This is a genomic window from Streptomyces rhizosphaerihabitans (assembly GCF_025399795.1).
GTDB classification, from domain to species: domain Bacteria; phylum Actinomycetota; class Actinomycetes; order Streptomycetales; family Streptomycetaceae; genus Streptomyces; species Streptomyces rhizosphaerihabitans.
The window spans coordinates 84225-96092 of sequence record NZ_JAODTZ010000002.1 but is presented as its reverse complement, the minus strand read 5'-3'; the positions used below and the strand labels follow the sequence as shown (position 1 = coordinate 96092).

Annotated in this window: 10 protein-coding genes; 7 read left to right on the top strand and 3 right to left on the bottom strand. The window is 71.4% G+C overall.

The features are described from left to right. Positions 1-2: 2 nt before the first annotated feature. Positions 3-1631 carry an N-acyl-D-amino-acid deacylase family protein gene (locus N4G66_RS02465; RefSeq protein ID WP_261702228.1) on the top strand — a complete coding sequence of 543 codons (1629 nt, stop codon included), beginning with the start codon at positions 3-5 and terminating at the stop codon, positions 1629-1631. Between the two features lie 20 nt (positions 1632-1651). Here the strand turns inward: N4G66_RS02465 and N4G66_RS02460 are convergent, their stop codons facing one another. The 3 genes from N4G66_RS02460 to N4G66_RS02450 all read right to left on the bottom strand — a co-directional run bounded on the left by N4G66_RS02460 (position 1652) and on the right by N4G66_RS02450 (position 5127). Next, positions 1652-2554 carry a S1 family peptidase gene (locus N4G66_RS02460; RefSeq protein ID WP_261702227.1) on the bottom strand — a complete coding sequence of 301 codons (903 nt, stop codon included), beginning with the start codon at positions 2552-2554 and terminating at the stop codon, positions 1652-1654. A gap of 136 nt (positions 2555-2690) precedes the next feature. Further along, positions 2691-4454 carry a P-loop NTPase fold protein gene (locus N4G66_RS02455; protein WP_261702226.1) on the bottom strand — a complete coding sequence of 588 codons (1764 nt, stop codon included), beginning with the start codon at positions 4452-4454 and terminating at the stop codon, positions 2691-2693. Between the two features lie 46 nt (positions 4455-4500). Further along, positions 4501-5127 carry a hypothetical protein gene (locus N4G66_RS02450; protein WP_261702225.1) on the bottom strand — a complete coding sequence of 209 codons (627 nt, stop codon included), beginning with the start codon at positions 5125-5127 and terminating at the stop codon, positions 4501-4503. A gap of 126 nt (positions 5128-5253) precedes the next feature. Between N4G66_RS02450 and N4G66_RS02445 the strand changes: the two genes are divergently transcribed. The 6 genes from N4G66_RS02445 to N4G66_RS02420 all read left to right on the top strand — a co-directional run bounded on the left by N4G66_RS02445 (position 5254) and on the right by N4G66_RS02420 (position 11850). Continuing rightward, positions 5254-6465 (top strand): pyridoxal phosphate-dependent aminotransferase, encoded by a 1212-nt coding sequence (locus N4G66_RS02445; RefSeq protein ID WP_261702224.1) that lies wholly within the window; start codon positions 5254-5256, stop codon positions 6463-6465. 123 nt (positions 6466-6588) lie between these two features. Beyond that, positions 6589-7005 (top strand): SCO4983 family protein, encoded by a 417-nt coding sequence (locus N4G66_RS02440; protein ID WP_261702223.1) that lies wholly within the window; start codon positions 6589-6591, stop codon positions 7003-7005. Positions 7006-7239: 234 nt separating this feature from the next. Continuing rightward, on the top strand, positions 7240-8313 hold the full coding sequence (locus tag N4G66_RS02435) for a substrate-binding domain-containing protein (RefSeq protein WP_261702222.1): 1074 nt from the start codon (positions 7240-7242) through the stop codon (positions 8311-8313). A gap of 228 nt (positions 8314-8541) precedes the next feature. Then, on the top strand, positions 8542-9714 hold the full coding sequence (locus N4G66_RS02430; RefSeq protein WP_261702221.1) for a toxic anion resistance protein: 1173 nt from the start codon (positions 8542-8544) through the stop codon (positions 9712-9714). Beyond that, positions 9711-11255 (top strand): substrate-binding and vWA domain-containing protein, encoded by a 1545-nt coding sequence (locus N4G66_RS02425; RefSeq protein ID WP_261702220.1) that lies wholly within the window; start codon positions 9711-9713, stop codon positions 11253-11255. The genes N4G66_RS02430 and N4G66_RS02425 overlap by 4 nt, the downstream gene beginning before the upstream one ends. After that, positions 11242-11850 (top strand): hypothetical protein, encoded by a 609-nt coding sequence (locus N4G66_RS02420; RefSeq protein ID WP_261702219.1) that lies wholly within the window; start codon positions 11242-11244, stop codon positions 11848-11850. Before N4G66_RS02425 ends, N4G66_RS02420 begins: the two co-directional genes overlap by 14 nt. The last annotated feature ends 18 nt before the right edge of the window (positions 11851-11868 follow it).

The following is an 11868-nucleotide window of genomic DNA, read 5'->3' as shown; positions in this document are numbered from 1 at the left end:
CCATGGATCACGCCGATCTCGTCCTCCAGGACGTGGACGTCGCCGACGGGAGTGGCGCCCCCACCTACCGCGCCGACGTCGCCGTCAAGGGCGGCCGGATCGTCGCGATCGTCAAGGAGGCCGCGGCGGCCGGCTGCCAACGGCCGCGCGGCACACGGGAGCTGGACGCCGAGGGTCTCGTCCTCGCCCCCGGCTTCATCGACATGCACGCGCACAGCGACCTCGCGCTGCTGCGGGACCCGGACCACAGCGCGAAGGCCGCCCAGGGCGTGACCCTCGAAGTCATCGGCCAGGACGGCCTGTCGTACGCCCCGGTCGACGACCGTACGCTCGCCGAGGTCCGCCGGACGATCACCGGCTGGAACGGCCACGGCGACGACATCGACTTCACCTGGCGCTCCGTGGGCGAGTACCTGGACCGTCTCGACCACGGCTTCGACGGCGAGGGCATCGCGGTGAACGCCGCCTACCTCGTCCCGCAGGGCACCGTCCGCATGCTCGCCGTCGGCTGGGAGGACCGCGAGGCGACCCCCCAGGAGCTGGACCGGATGCGGCAGTTGGTGGCGGACGGACTGCGGGAGGGGGCGGTCGGCATGTCCTCAGGGCTGACGTACACCCCGGGGATGTACGCGAAGGACGCCGAACTCACCGCCCTGTGCCGGGTGGTGGCGGAGCACGGCGGCTACTACTGCCCGCACCACCGCTCCTACGGGGCGGGCGCCCTGGAGGCGTACGAGGAGATGGTGACCCTCACGCGGGAGGCGGGCTGCCCGCTCCATCTCGCCCACGCCACCATGAACTTCGGCGTGAACGAGGGCAGGGCGCCGGAGCTCCTCGCGCTGCTGGACAAGGCGCTGGCCGAGGGCGCGGACATCACCCTGGACACCTATCCGTACACCCCGGGGTGCACCACCCTCGTGGCGATGCTGCCGAGCTGGGCGGGCGAGGGCGGGCCCGAGGCGGTTCTCGCCCGGCTGCGGGACGACGCGACCGCCGAACGCGTCCGGCACCACATGGAGGTCGTGGGCGCCGACGGCTGCCACGGCGTCCCCATCGACTGGGACACGATCGAGATCTCGGGGGTGAGCGACCCGGACCTCGGCTCGTACGTCGGCCGCACCGTCCAGGAGTCCGCCGACCTGCGTGGCGAGGCCCCCTGGACCACCGCCCGGCGGCTGCTGGTGGAGGACCGGCTCGGCCCGACGATCCTGCAGCACGTCGGCCACGAGGAGAACGTCCGGGCGATCATGCGGCACCCCGTGCACACCGGCGGCTCCGACGGCATCCTGCGCGGCGACAAACCGCACCCGCGCGCCTACGGCACCTTTCCGCACTATCTCGGCCGGTACGTACGGGAGTTGGGCGTCCTCTCCCTGGAGGAGTGCGTCGCCCATCTCACCGGCCGCCCGGCCGCCCGGCTGCGGCTGCCCGACCGCGGTCTCGTCCGCGAGGGGTACCGCGCCGACCTGGTCCTCTTCGACCCGGCGACGGTCGCGGCGGGCTCGACCTTCGCGGCGCCGCGCACCCTGCCGACCGGTATCCCGCACGTCCTGATCGACGGCCGTTTCGTCGTCGAGGACGGGCGCCGGACGGACGTCCTGGCGGGACGGGCGGTCCGCCGCACGGCGTGACCGCCCGCCCTCCCGCGGCCCTACGGCTTGGGCAGGACGCACCCGCTCGCGCTCAGGTTCAGCTGGTTGCCGGTCGTGAAGCAGGCCGGGATCTGGTAGGTCTCCTCGGCGTAGTTGATGCCTTCACGGACCGTGACGTTGCCGCTCGCGTCGACCTCGCACGGGTTGTTCACCGTGCAGGTCTCACCGTCCTCGTTGCCGGTGTTGTTGACGGCGACGACCTTGCCGGTGGACTGGTCGATGACTGGCGAGCCCGAGGTGCCGCCGATCGTGTTGCAGGCGGAGGTGTAGCGGACCGAGTCCTTCCAGGTCCAGCTGCCCTCCTTGAGGCGGTACACGAACCCGTCGATGCTGCAGTTGTAGAGACGCTTCCAGTAGCCGGAGGCCACGGTGATGGCGGTGCCGGCGGTCGGGTGCGTGTCCTGCACGGTCAGCGCGGTGATGCCGTACGAGCTCTTGATGGTCGCGTACGTGCTGGTGAGCTGGTAGATCGTGATGTCCGTGTCGGTCATCGTCGAGTACGCGACCTTGCTCGCGCGCAGGGTCGCGACCTTGGTGCCCGCCGAGTTCAGCAGACCGAAGGTCCGGCTGGACGACTGGCCGACGATCACCTCGCCCGGGTCCGGGAAGCCGGTCTCCAGGCAGTGGCCGTTGGAGAGCACGAGCGCCGGGGCGGTGTCCGCCGAGTTGGGGAAGCGGATGACGGAGCCGGAGCAGTTGCTGAGCGCGACGGTCCCTGCGAGGCCGACGGCCTGGATCGTGGGCGCCGCCGCCTTGGTGGTGCCCGCCGCGGTGCCCGTCGTGACGGCGGAGGCCGACACGCGCGCGGGAGCCGAGTGGGGAGCGGGTACCGCGACCGCGGGTGCCGCGCCCGCCCCGGCCATCACCAGGGCGAACAGAGCGGCGACGAGAGGCTTTCTCATGTGGGGGTCCCCTCTTGCGACGTGGGCGACCGAAGGTCATCCGGTCACCTTCTGTTGACCGGAGGTCTTCCGGTCATCTGTTTGTCATGTGCATTGTGAGGGGGGAGGGAAAGGCGGACAAGGAGACGTTTTCGGCCTAAGAGGCGGAAACCTCGTAGGCCTCCTCGGCGTATCGGAAGAGCAGGGCGCCGCTCGTGGCGACCTTCGCGTCGAGGGCCGCGGCGCGGGCTTCGCGGTTCGGGGTGGTGCGGCTGGTGAAGAAGACGGCGGGTCCGCGATACCGCCCGCTCTCGCGCCAGCGGCCCAGATCGGTGAGCCCCGCCTCCCGGTCCAGTCCGCGCTGTACGTCGGAGACGAGCAGGTCGATCAGGGTGGCGTCGAGGACGTGCTCGGCACGGTCCCGGTCCGTGGCCACCCAGACGCGGGCACCCTGCGCCTCCAGCAGTTCGACGAACTGGGTGTTGCGCTCGGGATGGTCGTCGATCCAGAGGATCTGCATCCCGGCGTGCGGCGGCCGGACGCTGCCCGGCTGCACGGCCGAACCGGGTTCCGGGGCCCCGTCCACGGGATCCGCCGCGAGCCGGGGCGCGCCCCGCTGCAGCTGCCCCACCATGTCCTCCACCTCGGTCAGCGCCATCAGCTCCTCGATGAGCCGGACGAAGTTCGGGTCGAGCGCCAGCTCCGGGAATCCGGTGGGCAGATGCTCCTCCAGCCGGGCGAGCAGCGTGCCCCAGTCCTCGGGCCGGTCCGGCTCCGGCGCGACCAGGTCGTACGCGAGCAGACAGCTCACCGCGACCGGCCAGGTCCCCTCCGCGGGCTGCGCGAACGGCTGGCTCAGCACCCGCCGGGCCGTGCGGTAGCGGAGGAACTCCCGGGCCGCGTGCACGTCGGCGCCGTCGCGGGCGAGCAGCACCCGGTAGAACTCGGGGTACAGCTGCTGGAGCAGCAGGACCCGGATCACCGCCTCCGAGCTGAACGACTCCCAGACGGGGTTGAGCGCGCACTCCAGGCCGAAGCCGTTGATGAGCCGCTTGATCCGGCGCGGGTTGCGGGCCGAGCGCAGGGCGATCAGCTCGGCGAGGTGGTCGCCGAGCAGATCCTGGATGCCGGAGCGCTCCGCGCACCGGTCGACGTACGCACGGACCTCGGCGGCCGCCGGGACCGGCACCCGGTAACTCGTCTGGAAGATCTTCTCCATGAACGCCGACCCGGCCGGCGACAGATCCCGCAGCAGCCCGCTCGGTCCCAGCGCGGAGCGGTCGCACCCGATGACGAAGGCGAGCCCCGGCACGTCCAGGTACACCTTCACCGCCTCGCACACCGCGAGCACGGTCTCCTCGGAGCAGCGGTCGAGGTCGTCGACGAAGACGACGAGCAGCCGCCGGGTGTCGTACGGTGTGGACTCGGCCCAATCCGTGGTGAGTTGGCACAGTGTGTCCCGCATGGCGTTACGGGACCGGGCGTCGACGGAGAGGTCCCGCCAGAGCCGGTCGACGACGGCGGCGATCCCGAGCGGCCCGGCGACCAGCGTCAGCGCCGCCCGGACCGCACCGATGAGCGCCCGCTGCTCCGACACCCGGTGCAGCGCCCGCCGCAGCGCCCGCCGGTCGAACCGCATCAGGACGGACTTGATCAGGCCTTCGAGGGCGTCGGCCCCCGTCGAGGTCCAGGCGTTGTACCAGACGGTGTGGACGCCCTCGCGGGCCTGCAACTCGGCGTCCACGAGCCGCATCAGGCTGCTCTTGCCCATACCCCACCCGGCGTCCACCGCGAGGGTGAGCGGGGTGGCGGCGCGCGAGTCGTGGAGCAGTTTGGCGAGTTCGCGGGCGGCCCGCCCGGTGCCCAGCAGATCGTCGCCCGGCCCGGCCACCGGCTCGTCGTTCAGCAGCGAGAATTCCATGCCCTGTCTCCCCCTTGCGGCAGGGCCAACCTACTGGGAACGACCGCTAGTTGGACCAGCCGCCGCCGTGCCCGTGCCCATGGCCGTGCCCACCGGTGCCGGCCGTCGCGGAGGCGGCCGGAGTGGTCGGGGTGGGGGCCGCGGAGGTCGTGGGCGCTGTCGAGGCGGAGGGCGCGGGGGCCGTGGAAGCACTCGGCGCCGTGGAGGCGCCCGCGGTCGTGGTCGCGCCCGGGGAGGCGGCGCCCGCGCTGCCCGAGGGTGCGGCCGAGACGTCGGCCGGCGCCGACGTGGTGTCCGGCTGGGCGGGTCCGGTGGCGAGGTGCACGGGCCCGGCCGTCCGCACCGGCGTGCCGCCCGGCTCCCCGGCCGCCCCGGAGTCGAACATCCCCGCGACGGCGATACCGAGGACGACGACGCCCGCCGCGCCCCCGGCCACGACCAGCCGCCGGTTCAGCCGGGCACGCCTGCGGTGCAGCCGCCGCTCCTGCCGCCCGGCCGAGCCGCCGGGCACGACGTCCAGGACGGTCGTGTCGCCGCCGTCCGTGTACGCCTTCTGCCAGCCGTGGGCCTCGGCCGGATCGGCGTACGTCTCGTAGGCCAAAGGCGTCTCACCGTCGCTCTGTGGGACGTACACCTTCGGCCGGGCTTCGGGATCTCCGGACTGCCAGGACATGATCGCGCATTGTAGGGACCACCAGCGCTTTCGGCCCAGCCGGTGGACGAAGAAGCTCGAACCGCCACGTCTCACGTGGTGGAAAACACGCCCCGACGCGCGTTACGCGGCCGTAAGCTCACGGACATGCAGGTGATCCAGTCCACGAAGCTCGCCAACGTCTGCTACGAGATCCGGGGCCCGGTTCTTGAGGAGGCGATGCGGCTCGAAGCGGCCGGTCACCGCATCCTCAAGCTCAACACGGGCAACCCGGCCGCCTTCGGGTTCGAGTGTCCGCCCGAGATCCTCGAGGACATCCTCCGCAACGTCTCCTCGGCGCACGGCTACGGCGACGCCAAGGGCCTGCTCGCCGCCCGCCGCGCGGTCGTCATGCACAACCAGACCCTCGGCATCGAGACGGACGTCGACCACGTCTTCATCGGCAACGGCGTCTCCGAGCTCATCGTGATGGCGATGCAGGGGCTGCTGGACGACGGCGACGAGGTGCTCGTACCGGCCCCGGACTACCCCCTGTGGACCGCGGCCGTCTCCCTGTCCGGCGGCACCGCCGTGCACTACCGCTGCGACGAGCAGTCCGACTGGATGCCGGACCTCGCCGACGTGGAGCGGAAGATCACGGACCGCACCAAGGCGATCGTCATCATCAACCCGAACAACCCGACCGGCGCGGTCTACGACGACGCGATGCTGCAAGGGCTCACGGACATCGCCCGGCGGCACAACCTGCTGGTCTGCTCCGACGAGATCTACGACAAGATCCTCTACGACGGCGCCACGCACACCGCCACCGCCAAGATCGCCCCGGATCTGCTCACCCTCACCTTCAACGGCATGTCGAAGGCGTACCGGGTGGCGGGCTACCGCGTCGGATGGATGTCGGTCTCGGGACCGCGCGCGCACGCCTCCTCCTACATCGAGGGACTGACGATCCTCGCGAACATGCGACTGTGCGCGAACATGCCGGGACAGCACGGAGTGGTGGCGGCGCTCAGCGGACGCCAGACGATCAACGACCTGGTCCTGCCGGGCGGGCGCCTGAAGGAGCAGCGGGACGTCGCGCACGAGCTGCTGACGCAGATCCCGGGTGTGACCTGCGTGAAGCCGAAGGGGGCGCTGTACCTCTTCCCGCGCCTCGACCCGAAGGTCTTCAAGATCAAGGACGACCGGCAGATGGTGCTCGACCTGCTGCGCCGCGAGAAGATCATGGTCGTCCAGGGGACGGGCTTCAACTGGCCCGAGGCGGACCACTTCCGGGTGGTCACCCTGCCGACGGTCGCGGACCTGACGGACGCGGTGACCCGGATCGGCACGTTCCTGGACGGCTACGGCCAGCCGTGACACCCGCGGGGACGCCCGGCGCACTCACCCTGTGTACGCGCCATGTCCCATTACGCGAACCGGCTCAACTTTAGACGAAATCCAAGCTAGGATGGCTTCCTGTCAGGCACAGGAGGCCATCCCATGTACGAACCGATCCGCACGAAGTCGGTCCACACGATGGCCGGCGCCCCCTCCCCCGACTTTCCCCACCGGTCGCGCGAGGAGGAGCTGGACATCCAGCTCGCCGGTCACCTCGCGGCCCTGCTCGCCGTCACGGACGAGATCCGCGCGCTCGCGCCGTCCGCCGACCTGGACACCGGAGCCGAGCGGCTCACCGAACAGGTGACCCGGCTGCGGGGCGGCTCCGCCCCGGTCCGCGCCCCGGGCGCCGACGCGTCCCACGTGTCCCCTCTCGCGACACTCCACCGGCGTGCCCACGCCCTGGCGGGCCGCGCCCTGGTCGTGGCGGCCTCCCGCGCCGACACGGCCGCGGCGATCCTCTCCGCCGAGCGCATGGACGCGCACGCGGTCGAAACCCGCGAGCTGGCCACCCACTGAGCCCCGGGCTCCCCGAGCCCGAGGCCCCCGCACGGCCCCGGTCCGCGCGCTCCCGAGCGACGCGCGGACCGGGTGCCACACACACCACCTCTGCCCCGCGGACGCCTCCGCACACAGCTGCGCACTCCCGTGTAGCGGCGCTCCCCCCTCCGGTTGCGTACCGGGACCCGGTAGTCACCCCGCGTTCACCCCCCGAGACGGGGAACGTTGGATTCCGAGGTGCACGCTCCAGACGTGAGACGCATCGCGGGAATCGTCCTGGCGGTCCTGTTGATCGGCGGAGTGGCAGCAGCCGTCGTCGCGGGCCGCACTGGTCAGGACAAGGGCACGGCAACGAAGACCGTGCAAGGTGTGATCGGTTCGGAGAAGGCGGAGTTCTTCGCCGATCCCGACGTGGTGAAGGCCCTCGCCGCCAAGGGCTACACCGTGAAGACGGAGACCTCCGGGTCCTGGGCCATGGACGGCCTCGACCTCAAGGGATACGACTTCGCCTTCCCCTCCAGCCAGGCCCCGGCCGACGAACTCGCGGACAAGTACCACGTCCGCCAGCCGCTGCCCCGGCCCTTCTATTCGCCCCTGGTCGTGGTGGCCCACCGCAGCGCGGCACAGGTTCTGGCCGCCAATGGACTCGCCACCCTCGACAAGAACACCGGCACGCTGAAGATGGCCGCCTACCTGGACGCGGCCCGGCACGCGCGGACCTGGCAGCAGCTCAAGGGCGCCAAGGCGCACGGTGAACTGACCGGCACGCTGTACATCGCCAGCACCGACCCGGAGACCTCCAACTCCGGCGCCCTCTACCTCGCCGCCGCGTCCTATGTCGCCGACGGCGGGCGCGTCGCCGCCGACAACGCCGCCGTCGGCCGCACCGCGCCCCTGATGCACCAACTCATCAGCGTCCAGGGCGCCCAGCAGTCCAGCACCGACGCCGAGTTCGGGGACTTCATCAGCGGCGCCGGCAATCCGCTGGTCCTCGTCTACGAGTCACAGGTCGCCGCGCTGCTCGCCGAGGGCCAGGACACCGGCGACCTCACGGTCCTCTACCCGGACACCACCGCCAACAGCGACCACACGGTCGTACCGCTCACGCCCGAGGGCCGCGCACTGGGTGAACTCCTCAGCACCGACCCGACGTTGCGCAGGCTCGCCGTCCGGCACGGGTTCCGGCCGCAGGGCGCGACCGCCGAGTTCACGGCGGCGACCGCCGACCGTGCCACGTATCTCAATCAGAAGCTGACCGGCGTCCGGCAGGCGCCCGTGCCCGCCTACAAGGTGCTGCACGAGATGGCGCGCCGGGCCGGGAACTAGGGCCTGCCGTTTGGATCATGCGGCGGGACGCGGGGCAGGGCACGCGCATCTGCGGCGTTGTCGTCGGTCCACGACGTCCCCCAGCCTACGGCCGGGAGGTGCCCCCACCGCGTCGCCTCCCTCCTCCGCCTTGCAGCTGCACGCACCCTGCCCCGCTCGACCCAACCGACAAGGCACCGCACCTCAACGCCACCTGATCCAAACGACAGACCCTAGGGGGAAGCGCACATGACCACCGAAGACACGTTCACCCTCACGCCGCCCGAGGCCGTCGCCCCCGTGCCCCGCGAGAAGGCCGGCGGACTCGTCCCGGTCGACCCGGGAGTGCGGGACGAGATGGCGCGCCGGGCCGCGGAGTACATCGACGGGCTCGCCGTCCTGGATGCCCGCTCGCCCGAATTCGCGGGCAAGGTCGGGGAGATCGCGGGTCTGGGGTCGAGCGAGATGCGCGGCGCCGCCGCCCAGTCCAACCGCATGCTGGAGCGGACGATCCGCAGTCTGCCCTCCAAAGGCGAGGACGCCCCGTCGCACGTCGCGGGTTCGCTCGTCGAACTCCGGCGTGTGGTCGAGGACCTGGACCCGCGCGACCTGTCCGCGAGCAAGGGCCGCAAATTCCTGTCCAAGCTGCCCGGCGGCAACAAGCTGCGCGACCACGTCGCCAAGTACGCCTCCGCACAGGGCACGTTGAACAGAATCGTCGGCTCACTGCGCGGCGGCCAGGACGAACTGCGCCGGGACAACGCGGCCTTGCAGACCGAACGCGTCCGGCTCTGGGAGACGATGGGCAAGCTCCAGGAATACGTCGTGCTGACCCAGGCCCTGGACAGCGCCGTCGAGGACCACATCGCGGGCGTCGACTCCGCCGACCCGGCCCAGGCCGACACACTCCGCTCCGACGTCCTCTTCCCGGTCCGGCAGAAGCACCAGGACCTGCTCACCCAGCTCGCGGTGTGCGCCCAGGGCTATCTGGCGATGGACGTGGTCCGGCGCAACAACGAGGAACTCATCAAGGGCGTCGACCGCGCGGCCACCACCACGGTCTCCGCGCTGCGCATCTCCGTGATGCTCGCCTCCGCTCTCGACAACCAGCGCAAGGTGGTCGAGCAGGTCAACGCCCTGCGCGGCACCACGGAGGACCTCATCCGCGGCAACGCCGAGATGCTCGCCACCCAGAGCGGTGAGATCCAGCGCATCGCCGCCGACCCGGCCGTCGGCGCCGAGACCCTGCGCACCGCCTTCCAGGAGATCTACCGCACCCTCGACGCGATCGACACGTACAAGGTCCGGGCGACCGAGACGATGGCCGCGACGGTGGAGTCCCTCACCTCCGAACTCCAGCACGCAGGAACCTACTTGGAGCGCAGCCGCACGCAGGGCGCCCTGGAGGGCGGGCGCGGATGAGGGCCGTCCGACAGGCGGCCTGCGCCGCCGTGGCCCTGCTCGCCGTCACGGCCTGCACGGCCCGGGGCGAGCGGAAGTCCGGTGACGACGCGGCGCCGCGGCCCGTCACCCTGCGCGTCCTCGCCTCCAGCGAACTCAGCGACATGAAGCCGGTGCTGGACCGGATCGAGCGGGACACCGGCATCACGGTCGAACCCACCTACACGGGCACCCTCACCGCGGTCGACCTGATCGCGCGGGGCACCGCGGACGGCAGGTACGACGCCCTGTGGCTCTCCTCCAACGCCTCTCTGCGTCTGCGCCCGGAGGCCGCGAAGAAGGTCGTCTCGGAGACGCCGGTCATGTCGAGCCCGGTGGCCATCGGCGTCAAACCGGCCACGCTGAACGCCCTCGGCTGGAAACCGGACGGCGTCACCTGGCCGCAGGTGGAGAAGGCCGTGGCGGACGGCAAGCTGACGTACGGCATGACCGATCCGGCGCGTTCCAACTCCGGTTTCTCCACGCTGATCTCGGTCGCCTCCGGACTGTCCGGCGCCCAGTCGGCGCTCACGGACGCCGACGTGGACAAGGCCACGCCCCGACTGCGGGAGTTCTTCAAGGGGCAGAAGCTGACGTCGGGTTCGTCGGGCTGGCTGGCCACCGCCTACCGGCGCCGCGGCACCGTGGACGCCCTGTTCAACTACGAGTCCGTCCTCAAGGGCGTGAAGGGCCTGACGGTCATCCGCCCGCGCGACGGCGTGGTGACCGCCGACTATCCGCTCTCCTCGCTCGCCGCGTCCTCCAAGGACACCCGCGAGACCGTACGGCGTCTCGCCGAGGCCCTGCGCGCCCCGGCCACCCAGAAGCGGATCACCGAGCAGACACATCGCCGCCCGGTCGTCGCCTCCGTCTCCCCGGCGGCCGGACTCGACACCGGACGACGGCGTGAACTCCCCTTCCCGGGAAGCCGGTCCGTCGCCGACCGGCTCCTCGACTCCTACGAGAACAAGCTGCGCCGACCGTCCAGGACGGTGTACGTCCTCGACACCTCGGGCTCGATGGACGGCGACCGCCTCGACCGGCTGAAGAAGTCGCTCGTCGATCTGACCGGCGATTTCCGCGACCGCGAGGAAGTGACGCTGATGCCGTTCGGCTCACAGGTCAAGAGCGTCCGCACGCACGTGGTCCGCCCCGAGAACCCGAAGGCCGGGCTCGACGCCATCCGCGAGGACACCCGCGCGCTGACCGCCGACGGCGACACCGCGATCTACACCTCGCTGGAGAAGGCCTACGAGCATCTGGGCACCGACGGCGACACGTTCACCTCGATCGTGCTGATGACGGACGGCGAGAACACCAAGGGCGCGAGCCCCTCCGACTTCGACGCCTTCTACGGCCGCCTGCCCGGCGGACAGCGGGAGATCCCGGTCTTCCCCATCCTGTTCGGCGACTCCGACCGCGGCGAACTCCAGCACATCGCCGACCTGACCGGCGGCCGTCTCTTCGACGCCCGGAAGGGCTCGCTGAACGGCGCCTTCGAGGAGATCCGTGGCTACCAATAGGCTCGTCGGCTTCCTCGAGTCCCGCAAGAACCTCACCGGCAGCGCGTGCGGGATCGCCGGACTCGCGCTGACCTTCGCCGGCGTCGCGGGCCCGTACTGGCCGGTCGTCGTCGCGGGTCTGTACGGCGCGGGCGCGCTGATCGCCCCACCGGAGCGCCCCGCCCTTCCCGACTTCCCGGACCCGTCCGCCCAACTCGCCGAACTGCGGGGCGACTTCGACAAACTGCGGGAGTACCTGGACGGTGTCGAGCTGCCCCCGGCGGCCGCCGGCCGGCTCACCGAGCTGACCGAGGTCCTCAGCGCCCTGCTCGACCCCGGCTGGGTCGCCGAGGTCCTCGCCCAGGACCCGGAAGGCGTGCACACCCTGTCGCGTGCCGTACGACAGGACATCCCCGAGGCGGTCGACACCTTCGTCCGCACCCGGTGGTGGACCCGGCTGGCCCCCGGCACCGAACCGCCGGAGCGTCACCTGGAACGCCAACTCGGCCTGCTGCACGAGGAGTCGGACCGGCTCGCGACGGCACTGCGAGAGACGGAGGCACGGCGCCAGGAGTCGCACACGCGCTACCTGGAGGACCGCGGCCGCTCGCAGTGACCCGGGCCGCGCGCGGTC